The organism is Pimelobacter simplex (assembly GCF_900114845.1).
Classification (GTDB): domain Bacteria; phylum Actinomycetota; class Actinomycetes; order Propionibacteriales; family Nocardioidaceae; genus Nocardioides; species Nocardioides simplex.
Genome location: NZ_FOUK01000004.1, coordinates 204719 through 219670 on the forward strand (window position 1 = coordinate 204719; position 14952 = coordinate 219670).

At 74.5% G+C, this 14952-nt stretch carries 17 protein-coding genes; 8 read left to right on the forward strand and 9 right to left on the reverse strand.

From position 1 onward, the window contains the following. Positions 1-16: 16 nt before the first annotated feature. The 6 genes from BM223_RS29810 to BM223_RS17825 form a co-directional block, all read right to left on the reverse strand. Positions 17-1366 (reverse strand): MFS transporter, encoded by a 1350-nt coding sequence (locus BM223_RS29810; protein ID WP_082003868.1) that lies wholly within the window; start codon positions 1364-1366, stop codon positions 17-19. Next, positions 1297-2637, reverse strand: coding sequence for a YcaO-like family protein (locus tag BM223_RS17810; protein WP_038682890.1), 1341 nt, complete (start codon positions 2635-2637; stop codon positions 1297-1299). The genes BM223_RS29810 and BM223_RS17810 overlap by 70 nt, the downstream gene beginning before the upstream one ends. Next, positions 2634-3680, reverse strand: coding sequence for a CocE/NonD family hydrolase (locus BM223_RS29105; protein WP_052139183.1), 1047 nt, complete (start codon positions 3678-3680; stop codon positions 2634-2636). Before BM223_RS29105 ends, BM223_RS17810 begins: the two co-directional genes overlap by 4 nt. Next, the gene (locus BM223_RS29110) at positions 3677-4363 is read right to left on the reverse strand and encodes a hypothetical protein (RefSeq protein WP_038682891.1); all 687 of its coding nucleotides are present in this window, start codon (positions 4361-4363) and stop codon (positions 3677-3679) included. Before BM223_RS29110 ends, BM223_RS29105 begins: the two co-directional genes overlap by 4 nt. A 79-nt stretch (positions 4364-4442) precedes the next feature. Continuing rightward, complete coding sequence (gene amiA / locus BM223_RS29815; protein ID WP_240532646.1) at positions 4443-4562, reverse strand: streptamidine family RiPP; 120 nt, start codon at positions 4560-4562, stop codon at positions 4443-4445. Positions 4563-4644: 82 nt separating this feature from the next. Further along, on the reverse strand, positions 4645-5592 hold the full coding sequence (locus BM223_RS17825) for an ABC transporter substrate-binding protein (protein ID WP_052139184.1): 948 nt from the start codon (positions 5590-5592) through the stop codon (positions 4645-4647). 82 nt (positions 5593-5674) lie between these two features. Between BM223_RS17825 and BM223_RS17830 the strand changes: the two genes are divergently transcribed. The 8 genes from BM223_RS17830 to chrA are packed head-to-tail and all read left to right on the forward strand — an operon-like array spanning position 5675 to position 12111. Next, the gene (locus BM223_RS17830) at positions 5675-6658 is read left to right on the forward strand and encodes a FecCD family ABC transporter permease (protein ID WP_158510245.1); all 984 of its coding nucleotides are present in this window, start codon (positions 5675-5677) and stop codon (positions 6656-6658) included. Further along, complete coding sequence (locus BM223_RS17835) at positions 6655-7647, forward strand: FecCD family ABC transporter permease (protein ID WP_038682893.1); 993 nt, start codon at positions 6655-6657, stop codon at positions 7645-7647. Before BM223_RS17830 ends, BM223_RS17835 begins: the two co-directional genes overlap by 4 nt. After that, positions 7644-8432, forward strand: coding sequence for an ABC transporter ATP-binding protein (locus BM223_RS17840; RefSeq protein WP_038682895.1), 789 nt, complete (start codon positions 7644-7646; stop codon positions 8430-8432). Before BM223_RS17835 ends, BM223_RS17840 begins: the two co-directional genes overlap by 4 nt. Continuing rightward, a complete protein-coding gene (locus BM223_RS17845; RefSeq protein ID WP_052139186.1) occupies positions 8429-9091 on the forward strand; it encodes a nitroreductase family protein in 663 nt (220 codons plus the stop codon). The genes BM223_RS17840 and BM223_RS17845 overlap by 4 nt, the downstream gene beginning before the upstream one ends. 18 nt (positions 9092-9109) lie before the next feature. Further along, entirely contained in the window at positions 9110-9475 is a 366-nt protein-coding gene (locus BM223_RS17850) for an MmcQ/YjbR family DNA-binding protein (protein WP_038682897.1), read from the forward strand. A gap of 22 nt (positions 9476-9497) precedes the next feature. Next, a complete protein-coding gene (locus BM223_RS17855) occupies positions 9498-9998 on the forward strand; it encodes a hypothetical protein (RefSeq protein WP_038682899.1) in 501 nt (166 codons plus the stop codon). A gap of 38 nt (positions 9999-10036) precedes the next feature. Next, complete coding sequence (locus tag BM223_RS17860; protein WP_038682901.1) at positions 10037-10717, forward strand: DUF998 domain-containing protein; 681 nt, start codon at positions 10037-10039, stop codon at positions 10715-10717. Between the two features lie 41 nt (positions 10718-10758). After that, positions 10759-12111 carry a chromate efflux transporter gene (gene chrA / locus BM223_RS17865; RefSeq protein WP_038682902.1) on the forward strand — a complete coding sequence of 451 codons (1353 nt, stop codon included), beginning with the start codon at positions 10759-10761 and terminating at the stop codon, positions 12109-12111. A gap of 129 nt (positions 12112-12240) precedes the next feature. Here chrA and BM223_RS17870 read toward each other — a convergent pair whose 3' ends face one another. The 3 genes from BM223_RS17870 to dnaB all read right to left on the reverse strand — a co-directional run bounded on the left by BM223_RS17870 (position 12241) and on the right by dnaB (position 14576). Further along, positions 12241-12516: a hypothetical protein gene (locus tag BM223_RS17870; protein WP_038682904.1), complete on the reverse strand. Its 276-nt coding sequence runs from the start codon at positions 12514-12516 to the stop codon at positions 12241-12243. An 83-nt stretch (positions 12517-12599) separates the two neighbouring features. Beyond that, complete coding sequence (locus BM223_RS17875) at positions 12600-12881, reverse strand: DUF3892 domain-containing protein (RefSeq protein ID WP_038682907.1); 282 nt, start codon at positions 12879-12881, stop codon at positions 12600-12602. 285 nt (positions 12882-13166) lie between these two features. Beyond that, the gene (dnaB, locus tag BM223_RS17880; protein WP_038682908.1) at positions 13167-14576 is read right to left on the reverse strand and encodes a replicative DNA helicase; all 1410 of its coding nucleotides are present in this window, start codon (positions 14574-14576) and stop codon (positions 13167-13169) included. Positions 14577-14952: the final 376 nt, after the last annotated feature.

The window sequence follows — 14952 nt, forward strand, 5'->3', positions numbered from 1 at the left end:
CGACGACCGACGACTACTAGCGAGGATAGTAATTGCCGCCCAGCGCCTCCGCACGCAGGACGTCGAGCCGGGCGAACCGGGGCACCCCGACGAGCAGCGCGCCGACCAGGCTCGCCAGCAGGCCGAGGGCGGCGGCGCGCAGGGCCCAGGGGGTCCCCGCGGCGCCGGCGACGACGCCCCCGAGCGCGGCGCCGAGCGGGCTGCCGCCCCAGGCGATGAGCCGCGCGGTCGTGTTCACCCGGGACTGCAGGTGGTCGGGGGTGACCACCTGGCGGGTGACGATCCCGTTGACGATGAGCGTCGTCATCGCGAAGTTGAGGACGGCGAGCAGCGGCAGCGCGACCACGACGGTCGAGCTCGCGGCGAGCGCGAGCAGGGCGAGGAGCGCGACGGCGTAGCCGGCGGTCGTGATCAGGCCGACGCCGAGCCGGCGCTGCACCCGGGGCAGGGCCAGGCTCGCGACGAACGTGCCGAGCGCGCCCGCCGCGAACAGCCAGCCCAGCGCTGGGGAGTCCGAGGCGAGGCCGAGCTGCTCGACCCCGACCACCACGAGCAGCCCGGACGTCGCACCGCCGGCCAGGCTCGCCCCGGTCCCGAGGACGGTCAGCCAGCGCACCACCGGCATCGCCCAGAGGTAGCGCAGGCCCTCGCCGACCTCGCGGCCGAGCCGGCGTCCGGGGACGGCGTCCGGGACACTCTCGCTGCCGGGCCACCGCAGCCGCGCGACGACCGCGGCGGCGACCAGGTAGGCGAGCCCGTCGATGCCGAGCACGAGCGCCGGGGAGGTGGTGGTGACGAGGAGGCCCGCGACCAGCGGCCCGACCAGCCCGATCGCCGTCCCCACCGTGACCAGGGTGGACGTCGCCGAGGCGACCCGGTCGCGCCCGACCAGCTGCGGGACCAGCCCGAACGAGGCGGCGTCGGCGAACACGAACAGCGTCGAGATGACGAGCGCGACCCCCAGCAGCTGGGCGAAGGTCAGCACGCCCAGCAGGTCGGCGACCGGGACGGTGAGCAGCGCGAGGCCGCTCGACGCGCCGGTGCCCGCGAGCACCCGGCGGCGGTTCCACCGGTCGGCGAGGGCGCCGGCCGGCAGTCCCACGACGAGGTACGGCGCGGTCTCGGCCGCCGCGATCAGCGCGGTCAGCGTCGCGCTCCCGGTGAGCCGGTAGACGAGGACCGGCAGCGCCACCAGGGTGAGCGCGTTGCCCGCCATGGCGACGGTCCGCGCGGCGAGGAAGCGGCGGTACGTCGGGTCGGTCAGCGCCCCGGTCGACCGCTCGGGCACCGGCTCGGTCACAGGCTCGGCGGGGGCAGCAGGAGCAGCGACTCCGGCGTCGGCGCCCGGCCGGCGACGTCGGTCCACCGCGGCAGCCCGTAGTAGGGGAAGCCCGCCGGGGCGTTGGGGACCAGCCCGCGGGCGCAGACCCGGACCACGCGCAGCGGGGTGAGCGCGATGTCCGGCGTGGTGAGCTCGCAGACGACGACCTCGTGGCCCGCGGCCGCCAGGGCCGCGCGCAGCCCGGACTCGGTGCCGACGGGCAGCGCGTCGAGCCCGACCGTCGTCCCGGGGTCGGTGAACCGGGGCAGCAGCGCGGCCTGCACGGCGGGGTCGAGCCAGACCTGGGCCTGGGCGCCGAGGTCCCGCACGCCCGCGCAGTGCTCCCCGGCGATCGCGAGGTAGTCGCGCTCGGGCCGGTGCGGGAGGTAGAGCCCCTCGGACAGGATCCCGGCCCGCACCGCCTCGAACACCCAGCCGTCCTCGTCGAGCAGGCCCTGGGTGAAGACCCAGCTGTGGATCGCCTCGAGGACCGCCTTGCGCGCCGTCTCGGCCGGGTCGAGCTTGGCGGAGAAGCCGCCGGCGACGATCCCCGTCTCCGGGTCGTGGACGACGGCCGCGACGACGGGCACCCCGAACCACGACGGCAGCGCCAGCAGGTGCACCTCCAGGCGGGAGCCGGCCAGGTCGTCGAGCAGCCCCGGGACGCCGGCCGGGTCGATCCCCGCGGCCGGCAGCCGGAGGTGCCACCACAGGGAGAGGGCGTCGCGCTCGACCAGCTCGAGCAGGCCGCGGCGGGTGGCGTCCGCGACGTCCTGCCCGGTCGCGATGCCGGCGTAGTTCACCGGGTGCAGGAAGGGATCGCGGCGCCGCGACCCGGTGCGCCAGTTGAGGTGGGCCCACGACGCGGGGACGAGCACCGGGCCGTCGTCGCCGCGTCCCTCGACCCAGGCGATCTCGACGTCCTCGGTGAAGCGCGCGAACGGGAAGCCGGGCCGCTCGTGCTGCCAGTCCGTGAAGAACCGCAGGTCGTCGGGGCCGAGCAGCCGGTGGCCCGCCGCGGCGAGCTCGCGGGCGCTGCCCCGGAGCAGGCCGTCGGGGACGTAGTTGCCGCAGTAGCGCTCGACCGCCTCGCCGATCGCCGCGATCCGGGCGCCGTCGAGGTCGTCGAAGGTGGTGCCCAGGGACACCCGGTCGCTCGGCCAGTTGCCGTGCACCCGGGCGTCGGCGACCTCGGCAGTCAGGCCGACGTACGCCGGCGGCATGCCGTCGAGGCGGGGCACCGGGTGCAGTCCGGTGACCAGCCCGAGGTGGGGGTCGACGAGGCTGTCGACGGGGAGGACGGGGAGGGTCGTCATGCGGTGAGCTCCAGGTGGTGGTCGGGGACCCGGCCCGGACGCAGCGCCGGGTGCGCCGGGCGGGCGTAGCGGGGGAAGTCGTCGGCGCCGACCCGCAGCGCGAGCGCGGCGCGCTCGGCGTCGGTGAGGACGAGCGGGCCGAGGGTGATCCGGTCGCCGCGGGCGGCACCGTGCGCGACCTCGCGGGCGGTCCCGTCGGGGGCGCGGACGACGAGCGAGGCGCACCACTGGTCGTCCGCGGCGACGCCGGGCAGCCGCACGGTCGCCAGCGGGGGTGGGTCCGCCCGGGTCGTGCCGTCGCGGTCGACGGTCAGCACGCCGGTGGCCGGGTGTCCCGCGCGCAGGTCGTCGAGCCAGGCCAGGATCCGGGCGGCACGGCGCGCGCCCGCGAGCCAGTGGTCCCACGGCCCCAGGACCAGCCGGGCCGGACCGCCCCAGGCCGACCACAGGTCGACGGTGTCGTGCGCGAAGTAGTCGTCGGTCCCGCCGATGGCGAGCAGCGGGCAGTCGATCCGGGCCACCGCGGCGGCCCGCTCGGCGTCGGTCCGGCGGGCGGCCAGGACGTCGGCCCACGGCCGGCGGACGTCCTGGGCCAGCCACCAGCCGAGCCGCGAGGCGAGCTGGAGGACGCCGCCGCGGGTCCGCGCCGTCTCGCCGAGGCCGAGCGCGGGGACGGCGACGACCACGCCGTCGGGCGCGGCGACCTCCGCCGTCGCGAGCGCCGTCGCGAGCGCCGCGTGGGCACCGTACGACGTGCCCATCAGGACCACGGGCGCCTCCGCCCAGCCCCGCACCCAGGCCAGCAGGTCGGGTCCGTCGGCGCTGCCGTGCTCGGCGTACGGCACGAACTCGCCGGGCGAGGCGTGGCGCCCGCGGACGTCCTGGACGACGAGCCCGATGCCGTGCGCCGTCCAGCCGCGGGCCTCGGCCGCGTGCCCGGCGGCGCCGTACGGCGTGCGGACGACGAGGACCGCCCGCGGTGCGTCGTCCGGCAGCCACCCGAACGTGGCGAGCCCGCCGACGCGCGTGCGCGACGACCTCACCGCGGCGCGGCCGGCACCGGGAGCACGGGGTGCCGCGACGTGGTCAGCGCGACCAGGTCCACCACCACCGCCTCGTAGGGCGCCCGCTCGGGCCGGACCAGCTCGGCAGCCACCTGGACCGCGGCCAGCTCGAGCCCCGCCCCGGCCAGCACCGGCCGGCCCGAGCGGACCCCGACCGCGTCCGGACGGCGGACCACCCGCCGGTCGGTGGCGCGGCGCCCGGTCGCCGCCCGGTGCCGCGCGGCCACCTGGCCGGCGGGGACGGCCGGGGGCGAGAGCACCACGCGGTGCCCGCTCACCCAGCAGGCGGGGGTCGTCGCGGGCAGCGCGGCCGGGAGGACGTCGTCGTCCACGGCCAGCACCGGCGCCCCGCCGGGCCCGAGGTCGGCGCCCATCCGGGTGAGCGCGGCGCGCAGCGCGGCGGCGAGCCGGCCCTCCCCCGCGACCGTCAGGTGCGGGGGGACGACGTCGACCAGGCCGGCGTCCACGAGCGAGCCGAGCGCAGCCCGGGCGCGCGGGGAGTGCGGCTCCCCGCCGTCGACGAGCGCCGCGACGAGCGCGGTGAGCTCGGCCGGGTCGAGGTGGACGTGGTGGTGCGCGTCGCCGGCCAGCAGCACGTGGCCGCCCTCGACGGCGTACAGCGCGACGTCGGGACGCAGGCGGGCGGAGAGGGGGAGGTTCATGGGGCCTTCGGTTCCGGGGTCGGTCCCCCCGCACCCGAGGTGCGCGGGGGGACCGACCGGTGGGACAGCGGACGACGGGTCAGTCGCCCTCGGTGCCCTCGACCTCGTCGAAGGGGTTCTCGACCAGCGCGTTGCTGTGGCCGGCGCTGTGCGTCGAGAGCTGGGCGCGGTGGCTGACGGGGGTGAAGAACTCGTTCATCGGTGTCTCCTTCGGTGGGGGTGCGACCCGCGGATCGGGGCCGCGCCACGGACCGTACCGAAGATGAGAATGATTCTCAATCTTATTTGCGAAGAGTCTTCTCGACCGTGTCGAGCACCAGCCCCAGCGAGCGGGTCCCGCGCCCGGTCGCCCACACCGGGGCCTCGACCTCGACCACCCGGTCCTGCCGGGTCGCGCTCAGCCGGGCCCAGACCGGGTCGCTGGCGAGCCGGTCGCTCAGCGGTTCGGCGTCCGCCGACGCCGAGAACGCCTGGGCGAAGATGACGTCCGGGTCGACCTCGGCGATCTGCTCCACGGCGACGCTCGCGAACGGGTCGTCCCCGGCCGGCCACGGGTAGTCGCTCACCTCGGCCAGCAGCGAGCCGACCGGCGTCTCGACCGAGTCGACGCCGAGGCTGCCCGGCTCGCCGTACATCGAGAGCGTGGTCAGCTCGCTCCGCGACGACGCCGCCGCCGCGACGCGGTCGGTGAAGGCCCGCGCCTTCTCGTCGGCGAGCTCCTCGGTGCCGGTCAGCTCGCCGATCGTGCGCAGGAAGGCCACCGAGTCCCGCCAGGAGCGCGGGTCGACGAGGAGCAGCGGGGCGTGCGCCTCGACCGCGGCCCGCAGCCCGTCCTGGGCGCCGGCCAGGCCGATCACCAGGTCCGGCGTGGCGAGCGCGATGTCCTCGACGTTCTCCTCGCCGAAGCCGCCGGTGATCTCGCGCATGTCGGCGTCCGGGCCGGCGTACCGCTCGTCGCGGGCGAGCGCCTCGCGGTAGGCGACGGGCGTCAGCCCGACCTCGGTCAGCGCGTCGACGCAGATCATCGTGAGGCAGGCGATCCGGTCGACGGGACCGTCGAGGGTGAGCTCGGCACCGGTCGCGTCGGTCAGCGTGATCGGCTCCGCGGACGCGTCGGGCTTGTCGGCCTCGTCCGCCTCGGACGTCCCGCCGCAGGCGGCGAGGAGGCTGACGGCGAGCAGGGCGGCCGGCGCGAGGACGGCGGCTCGGGTGGGGGTGGGTTTGCGCATGGGTTCTCCTGTGGTGGACGATGAGTTGGAAATGATAATCATTCCCGATTGCTCGGTGCGCTCCCGCCCGCACTCACGGACCGTGCTCGTCACGGTCGCGGCCACGGCCCTCGCAGCCGGCTGCCTGCTCGCCGCGCTGTGCCTCGGGCAGCCGAGCGTCGGCCCGGCCGCCGCGCTCGCCGCCGTAACCGACCCGGAGCACCCGCTGCGCGTCGCGGTCGTCGAGGTGCGCCTGCCGCGGGCGCTGCTCGGTCTCGTGGCGGGGGCCGGGCTGGGCGTCGCCGGGCTGCTGCTCCAGGACGCCCTGCGCAACCCGATCGCCGGACCCGAGCTGCTCGGGGTGTCCTCGGGCGCGACCGTCGTCGTCGCCGCGATCGTGGTGCTCGGCCTCGGCGTGCCGCTCGCCCTCCAGCCGTGGCTCGCGCTCGGCGGGGCCCTGCTCGCCGGCGCCCTCGTCCTGCTCGCCATCGGCCGCACCCGCGACCCGGCCCACGTCGTGCTGGTCGGCGCCGCGATGTCGGCCGCCTGCGGGGGCCTGGTCGTGGCGGTCGTCGGGCTCGGCACCCAGGGCAACGTCGTGGTGCTCTTCCGCTACCTGCTCGGCAGCCTCGCCGCACGCGGCTGGCCGCACCTGGAGACCGTCGCCCCGATCGTCGGTGCCGGTCTCGCCGGCGCCTGGCTTCTGCGCCGCCGGATCGAGGCCCTCACGCTCGGCGACGAGGTCGCCGCGGGCCTCGGCGTGCCCGTCGTCCGGACCCGGGTGGCGGCGGTCGGGCTCGCGGCGCTGCTCGCGGCCGCGGTCGCCGCGGCCTGCGGACCGATCGCCTTCGTCGCCCTGCTCGCACCCCACCTGGCCCGCCGGGCGACCGGGACGACGAGCACCCGGCGCGTGCTCCCCCTCGTCGCCGTGGCCGGCGGGCTGCTGCTGGTGGCCGCCGACCTCGCCGCGCGCCGGCTGCTCTACCCCGTCGAGATGCCGGTCGGCATCGCAACCACCCTGGTCGGGGTGCCGGCCCTCCTGCTGCTGCGCCGGCGGCGGCAGCCGCGTCCGGCGGTGACCGGGTGACGCCGTCCGCGCGGGCGGTCGCCGTCGTCGCCGGCGGGCTGCTGGCCGGGCTCGCGCTCGTCCTGGCCCACCTCCTCACCGGCCGCTCCGACCTGCCGGCCGGGGAGGTCGTGCGGGCCCTCGTGGGCCGGTCCGAGCACCCGGCGTACGAGGTGATCGTGCTCGACTACCGGCTGCCCCGGGTGCTCGTCGGGCTCGGGGCCGGCGCCCTGCTCGCGGTCTCCGGCGTGCTCGTCCAGGCCGTGGTCCGCAACCCCCTCGCCGAGCCGGCCACCACGGGCGTCGGCGCGGGTGCGGCCCTCGCGGTCACCGGCACGCTCGTCCTGTGGCCCGGTCACCCGCTCGTCTACCCGGCCGCACTGCTGGGCGCGCTCGCCACCGGCGCCGTCCTGTACGTCGTCGGGCGGCGCTCGTTCGCGGTGGCCGGCGTGCTGCTGGGGGCGGTCCTCGCGGCCGTGACCTCGCTCCTGCTCGTCGTCGACTCGGCCCCGATCGGCGTCGTCCTCCGCTGGCTGGTCGGCTCGCTCAACGCCCGCACCCCGGTGGACTGGGCGCAGCTGTGGCCGTGGCTCGTCGTCGTCCTGCCGGTGGCGTGGCTGCTCGCGTCCCGGCTCAACGTGTGGGCGCTCGGCGAGCCGGCCGCGATCGGGCTGGGCCTCCGCGCCGGGCCGTTCCTGGCCGTCGTCCTGCTGGTCGCCGTCGCCGCCGCGGCGGCCGCGATCGCCGCCGCGGGCGCGGTCGCCTTCGTCGGCCTGGTCGCCCCCCACGTCGGACGGCTCCTCGTCGGCGCCGACCACCGGCTGCTGGTGCCGGTCAGCGCCGTCCTCGGCGCCGTGCTGCTCAGCCTCGCGGACCTCGCCGCGTTCTCGGTGTCGGTGCAGCTGCCCGGGCTGGCCACCGACGTCTCCGGCGTCCCCGTCGGCGCGGTCACCGCGCTGCTGGGCGCCCCCGTCCTGATCAGCCTCGTCCGCAGGGAGAGCCGCCGATGACCACCCACCCCACCGCCGTGCTCGCCGCCCGGGACCTCGCCGCCGGGCACGGCCGGCGGACCGTCGTCCCGGCGCTCACGCTGGACGTCGCGCCGCGCACCGTCACCGCGCTCGTCGGCCCCAACGGCTCGGGCAAGTCGACGCTGCTGATGACGCTGGCCCGGGTGCTCCCCCGCCGCGGCGGCGAGGTGCTCCTCGACGGGCGCCCGATGGGGGCGCACTCCTCGCGCGAGGTCGCCCGGCGGCTCGGCGTGCTGCCGCAGACGGCGGTGGTCCCCACGGGCGCGACGGTCCGCGAGCTGGTCGAGCAGGGCCGCTACCCCCAGCGCGGAGCGTGGGCGATGATGCGCCACCAGGACGACGGCGCGCTGCGCCGCGCCCTCGACCTGACCGGCCTCACCGCGCTCGCCGACCGGCGTCTCGACACGCTCTCCGGGGGCGAGCGGCAGCGGGCCTGGATCGCGATGACGCTCGCCCAGGAGACCGGGATCCTGCTGCTCGACGAGCCCACCACCTATCTCGACGTCCGGCACCAGATCGACCTCATGCGCCTGGTCGAGGCGCTCCGGGACGAGCACGGGATCACCGTCGTGATGGTGCTGCACGACCTCAACCAGGCCGCCCGGCACGCCGACCGGATCGTCGCGCTGCGCGAGGGCCGGGTGCTCGCCGACGGTCCTCCCGGCCAGGTGCTGACCGGCGCGACCCTGCGCGCGGTGTTCGACATCGACGCCGTCGTCCTCGACGACCCGGTGAGCGGCCGGCCGCTGTTCGTCGCCCGGTGAGCGAGCTCGTCCACGCGGTCCACGACGCGCTCAACCGGACCGCCGTCCCACGCACGCCGGAGCCGGACCTGCTCCCCGCCCGGGTGCGCTCGGGCACCCGCGCGCTCCCCGCCCCGCGCGTGCCCGCCGTCGACCTGGCCGCCACGCTGCGTGGCCGGCGCTCGCGCTACGCCTTCGCCGCGGCCCAGCCCGCGCTCGCCGACCTGGCCGCCCTGCTCCGGCTCGGTGCCGGCACCGCACCGCACGCCGGCGGCCTGCCCTCCGTGGTCCCGTACCTCGTCGTGCGCGGGCCCGGCGACCTCGCGCCGGGCGTGCACCGGGCCGACCTGCGGCTGCCGCTGCCCGGCCTGGTCGCGCTGCGCGCCGGCGACCCCACGGCCTACGTCGCGGCCGCGCTCGACCAGCCGGCCTTCGCCACCCGGGTCCCGCTCTGGATCGCGCTCGGCATCGACCTCGGCGCCACCCTCGGCCGCTACCCGCCGCGCCACTACCGGACGCTGCACCTCGACGCCGGCGCCACGCTGCAGAACCTGCTGCTCGTGGCCACCGCGCTCGGACTCGCCGCCTGCCCCGTCATGGGGTACGACGACCGTGCGTGGGGCCGGCTGCTCGACCTGCCCGACGACGTCCTGGTCGCGGGACTGGTGGCGGTCGGCTGATCCGGACACGATGGCCCGGTGGCGACCATCGACGACGTGCTGGCGCTAGGCTCCGAGCTCGAGCGCTCGTACCCGGTCCACGTCCGCCGCCGGCTGAAGTTCCGGGTCGGCCAGATCGTCTACGTCGCGTTCTCGCTCGACGAGCAGGTGATGGGCTTCGCCTTCCCCAAGGACGAGCGCGACGCCCTCGTCGGGGGCGCCCCGGACAAGTTCGCGCTGCCGGCCGCGTCCGACCTGCGCTACTCCTGGGTCCACGCCCACCTCGCCGCGCTCGACCCGGTCGAGGCCCGCGAGCTCGTCGTCGACGCCTGGCGGATGGTCGTCCCCCAGAAGCTCGCGCGCGCCTACGACCTGACCCACCCCCACGGCCCGGGAGAGCCCTGAGTCCACGCCGTAGGATCCCGGCGTGGAGATCCAGCACCTCGTCGACGGCCTGACCCCGCTCCTGCGCGAGCCCGCGGCCGAGGAGGACTTCGCCTACGGGCTGGCCGCCTTCCCGGCCGCCGGCGCCGACGTCATGGTCAACGTCGACCCCGAGCTCGAGGACCGCGACGACGTCGAGGTGCCCGCGCTCGTCGACCGGGTCGCCGCGTTCCTGGCGCTCTCCCCCGAGCAGTGGGACCAGGTCGTCACCCGCACCGTCACCGAGATCGAGGAGGCGGCCGGCGAGGTCGCCGTCCCGGTGGCGCTGCGCGACGACCTCGACCTCACCTCGGTCGTCGTCTTCCTCGACGCCGTGCTGCTCTCGTTCGTCGCGCCGCTGCAGCTGCCCGACGGCGTCGTACGCGTGCAGCTCGACGCGGACCTCGCGTTCGAGGACATCGAGGTGCAGATCGAGGACGGCGTCGAGACCGTCACCTTCGACACCATGGACGACCTGCTCGACCACCTGTCCCAGGACGACTGAGCCCCCGCGGCCAGCCACCGGAGGACTAGCCTTCCCCCATGCGGTGGCGGAGGCCCGAGGTCCTGCTCACGACGGGCGTCCTCGCCGGGGTGCTCTACTCGAACTTCCTCCTCGACGCACTGCTCTCCCGCCGCCACGACTGGTTCGCGGTGGTCAGCGAGCTCGAGATGCCGGGCTACCCCACGGCCACCCTGCTCCGCACGACGGACGTCGTCTGCTCGCTGCTGGTGATCGGCATCGCCGGGGTGCTGTGGACCGCGCGCCGGGCCCGCGGCGCGGAGCGGCTGGCCGCGGCGGCCATGGTGGTGTTCGCGCTCGGGGGGATCGTGGCGGCGCTCGTCCCGCTGCCGTGCCGCCCGGGGGCGTCGTCGTGCCCGGCACCGCGCCAGGTGCTGCAGGACGGCGTCCACGACACCGCCAGCCTCGTCTCCCAGGTCGCCGTCTTCGTCAGCGCCGGTGCCATCGCGCTGGCCCTGCGGACCGAGGGTCCGCGCTGGCTCGTGCGCCACGGCCACGCGACCTTCTGGGTGGGCGGGATCGCCGGCACCGTCCTCCTGGTCACCCTCGACCAGACCCACCCGGGCTCCTGGCAGGCCGGCCTCGTGCAGCGCCTCCAGCTCGCCTGGATGAGCACCTGGATCTACGGCTTCGCCGTCGCCACCGTGGTGGCGAGGTCCCGGGCGGAGCGCCCGGTCAGGAGTGCGGCCGCCACCCCCTGACCTCGTGGAGAGCGCCGCACCGCGCCCGCTAACGTACGAGCGTGGCACGGCACCCCGGCGACGTCGTTCCGCTGCGCGAGGCCGTCCGCACCTGGTTCGCGATCTCGCTGCAGACCTTCGGCGGGCCGGCCGGCCAGATCGCGGTCATGCAGCACAAGCTGGTCGACGAGAAGCGGTGGATCGGCCAGCAGCGGTTCCTGCACGCGCTCAACTACTGCATGCTCCTCCCCGGCCCGGAGGCCCAGCAGCTCGCCATCTACGTCGGCTGGCTGCTCAACGGGACGCTCGGCGGCCTGATCGCGGGCATCCTGTTCGTCCTCCCCGGCGCCATCGCCCTGCTCGCCCTGTCCGCGCTGTACGTCGGCGCCGGGTCGACCGCCGTCGTCACCGGACTCTTCGCCGGCCTGGCGCCGGCGGTGATCGCGATCGTCGTCCAGGCGGTGCACCGGGTCGGCACCCGCGCGCTGCACCATCCCGCCCTGGTCGCGATCGCCGTCGCGTCGTTCGTCGCGCTGACCGGCTTCCGGGTGCCGTTCCCGGCAGTGATCGTCGTCGCCGGCCTGCTCGGCTGGCTGCTCGGCCGGCGGTTCCCGCAGATCGCCCGCGGCAAGGCCCACGGCGCCGCCGCGGACGGCCCCCCTCCCCTGATCAGCGACGACGCCCTGCACCACGACGCCCCCTCCACCGCCCGCGGCGCGAAGGTCCTCGCGCTGGGCCTCGTCCTCTGGTTCACGCCCGTGGCGATCGCCGCCCTCGTGTTCAGCCGCGAGAGCGTCTTCGTCGACCAGGGGCTGTTCTTCTCCGGCGCCGCCGTGGTCACCTTCGGCGGCGCGTACGCCGTCCTCTCGTACGTCGCCCACCAGGCGGTCAACGTCTTCGGCTGGCTCAAGGCCGGCGAGATGGTCCGCGGCCTCGCCCTCGCCGAGACCACCCCCGGCCCGCTGATCATGGTCGTCCAGTTCGTCGCCTTCGTCGGCGCCTACCGCAACCCGGGCTCCCTCGACCCCTGGGTCGCCGCCGTCCTCGCGTCGCTGCTGGTGACCTGGGTGACCTTCGTGCCCTGCTTCCTCTTCATCTTCCTCGGCGCCCCCTACGTCGAGCGCCTGCGCAACAACCACCACCTGACCGCGGCCCTGACCGGGATCACCGCCACCGTGGTCGGCGTGATCGCCAACCTCGCCGTCTTCTTCGCGCTCCACAACCTCTTCGACCGCTCCCGCCGGCTCACCTGGGGCCCCGTGGACGTCGACGTCCCGGTGCTGTCGTCGTGGGACCCGGTCGCCTTCGCCATCACCGCCGTCGCCGTCGCGCTGATCTTCGGGCTGAAGTGGTCGACGCTGCGGACCCTCGGTGCGTGTGCGCTGCTGGGGCTCGCGTCGCTGCTCGTGACCTGAGCTAAGGCACCAGGTTCGAGAAGAGCTCCCGCCCAGCTCATCCAGCGCCGCCTCGTCGCGGGTGAGCCTGACGTAGCGGCTCGCCTCGACGACGAAGGCCCCCGGCTGCGCCGGCTAGAGCCGATGCGGTCAGTCCCAGGTCTCCTTCAACCACTTGCTGCCTCGGTCATCGAACCCACGCCATGCACGCGCGTCACCGGTGACATCGACGACGAGCAATTCGTCCCCACTGTCGATGTGCTTCGCCAGCCGGTCACGGATGTCTGACGCGCTCACGCCGGTCTTCACCAGCCAGGTGGAGTCCAGGTGGTGCCACCAGGCACCCAGGCCCTTGATGGCGTCGATCAGGGCGTCATAGTTCTGCCCGGGTGCATTGAGGTCGTAGGCAATGAGCTTGGTCGACACTTCGATTCCGATCGGTGAGGGGACGACAGTTCGACCCGCTGCCTAGCGCGCCAGCGCACGGGCAGCGAGCCGCACTGGTGGGTTCAGCGCCGAGGCAGGGACAGCAAGTTGTTCGTCCACTGCCCGTCGGCGTAGGTACGCAGGTACTTGGCCCCGACCTGAGGCTTCACAACCCCTACGTCAGCACGGTGGCCAGCGGAGTCCTCGACGTACGCCTTGCCGTTCTGATCCTCGATCCACGACACGACCGCGGACCGCGTGTTGTCCCCGCGCTCTCCAGTACTCGGATTCGTCCACCACAGGTGCACGATGTGCTCGTGGTTCGTCCCGCCCGACAGGCGGATGTCAGTAATACGGATGGCCATGACGGCCCCTTTCGCTCGATGTTGTTACCGGTCAAGCGAGGCCGTAGGCTCCGAACTGCACGACGGTTGCCTAGCAGCCTCTATCGGGACGGGCGCGCCAACGCCCGTCCCGATCTACTTCCAGCACCGTCCTCCTGACCACCCTCGTCGAGGATGTCCCTGTCGGTCAGTGCCAAGAAGAACCCTAGTGATTGCCGCCGACGCGAACCGCCCCCCGTCACACACACTCACGCCTCCGTCACGCCCGGCCTCGCGTCCCTGCTGACATCCAGGCGTCGCACTTCATCAGTGCGCCATGTCGACGAACCGGCTGTAGTGACCCTGGAAGGCCACGACGATGTCGCGGGTGGCGCCGTTGCGGTGCTTGGCGACGATGAGGTCGGCCTCGCCGGGGCGGGTCGACTCCTTCTCGTAGACGTCGTCGCGGTGGAGCAGGACGACCATGTCGGCGTCCTGCTCGATCGAGCCGGACTCGCGGAGGTCGCTGACGGCGGGGCGCTTGTCGGCGCGCTGCTCGGGGCCACGGTTGAGCTGGGAGAGGGCGATGACGGGGATCTCGAGCTCCTTGGCGAGGAGCTTGATCTGGCGGGAGAACTCGGAGACCTCGAGCTGGCGGGACTCGACCTTCTTGCCCGAGCTCATCAGCTGGAGGTAGTCGATCACCATCAGCTTGAGGTCGTGCTTCTGCTTGAGCCGGCGGGCCTTGGCCCGGATCTCGGTCATCGTCATGTTGGGCGAGTCGTCGATGAACATGGGGGCCGCGGAGATCTTGGCGACGTGGCGCGCGAGGCGGTCCCACTCCTCGGTGCCCATCTTGCCGTTGCGGATGTGGTTGAGGGGGATGCGGGCCTCGGCGGAGAGCAGGCGCATGACGATCTCACCGCGCGTCATCTCCAGGCTGAAGAAGGCGGCGGTGAGGTTGTTGTGGATGGCGGCCGCGCGGCAGAAGTCGAGGGCCAGGGTGGACTTGCCCATGGCGGGACGGGCGGCGACGACGATCATCTGGCCGGAGTGGAAGCCGTTGGTGAGCTCGTCGAAGTCGGCGAAGCCGGTCGGCACGCCGTAGATGCCGGCCTCGCGGTTCTCCATCGCCTCGATCTCGTCGAGGACGCCGTCCATGATGTCGGACAGCGGCGCGTAGTCCTCGGACTTGTTGCGGTCGGTGACCTTGTAGATCTCGGACTGGGCCTCGTTGACGATGCCCTCGACCTCGCCCTCGCCCGCGTAGCTGATCTGGACGATCTTGGTGCCCGCGTTGACGAGGCGGCGCAGGATCGCCTTCTCGTAGACGATCTCGGCGTAGAAGCCGGCGTTGGCCGCGATGGGGACGTTGGCCGCCAGCGTGTGCAGGTACGGCGCGCCGCCGATCTTCTGCAGCTCGCCGCGCCGCTGGAGCTCGCCGGCGACGGTGACCATGTCGGCCGGCTCGCCGCGGCTGTAGAGGTCGAGGATCGCCTCGTGGATCGACTCGTGCGCGGGGCGGTAGTAGTCGTTGCCGCGGATGACCTCGACGACGTCGGCGATCGCGTCCTTGGAGATCATCATCGCGCCGAGCACGGACTGCTCGGCGGCGAGGTCCTGCGGCGGGGTGCGCCCGCCCGAGGGCGCCTCGCCCGGGGCGTACGACGCGGGGCCGTCGCCCCAGTCCTGGGGTGGCTCCGCGGTCCAGGACGGCGCGTCGTCCGTGAGGCTCACGGCCTGCTCCCCTCCTGGTCGATCGGTACGGCGGATCGGTGTGCTCGGTCGGTGCCCACCTTGCCGAGGGGGTCCGACACAATGGCGGGCGCCGGTCCCGCACGGCCGTTCTCCGACGGCTCCGAACCGGCAACTTACGGGCCCCGGACGGCCCGGCGAAAGCGGGCTATGCACAAGGGTTGGGGATAACTCGCGGCCGCCCGTGGACGACACGCGGAAACGGTGTGCACGGGCTGGGGAGGAACTTGTGGAGAGACGGGGTGCTCGGCTGTTGAAACCGCGTCTGACCTGCACAAACGCCGTTACACACCTGTGGACGGCGAAAAAGAGCGGTGTGATCCCGTTCACCTTTCAGCCACCTCGGCGTTGCAGGGGG

Excerpts from the sequence above, each read along its gene's own strand:
- BM223_RS17810 (WP_038682890.1), bottom strand. The coding sequence starts at position 2,637 with ATGACGACCCTCCCCGTCCTCCCCGTCGACAGCCTCGTCGACCCCCAC.
- BM223_RS29110 (WP_038682891.1), bottom strand. The coding sequence starts at position 4,363 with ATGAACCTCCCCCTCTCCGCCCGCCTGCGTCCCGACGTCGCGCTGTAC.
- amiA (WP_240532646.1), bottom strand. The coding sequence starts at position 4,562 with ATGAACGAGTTCTTCACCCCCGTCAGCCACCGCGCCCAGCTCTCGACG.
- BM223_RS17825 (WP_052139184.1), bottom strand. The coding sequence starts at position 5,592 with ATGCGCAAACCCACCCCCACCCGAGCCGCCGTCCTCGCGCCGGCCGCC.
- BM223_RS17840 (WP_038682895.1), top strand. The coding sequence starts at position 7,644 with ATGACCACCCACCCCACCGCCGTGCTCGCCGCCCGGGACCTCGCCGCC.
- BM223_RS17860 (WP_038682901.1), top strand. The coding sequence starts at position 10,037 with ATGCGGTGGCGGAGGCCCGAGGTCCTGCTCACGACGGGCGTCCTCGCC.
- BM223_RS17875 (WP_038682907.1), bottom strand. The coding sequence starts at position 12,881 with ATGGCCATCCGTATTACTGACATCCGCCTGTCGGGCGGGACGAACCAC.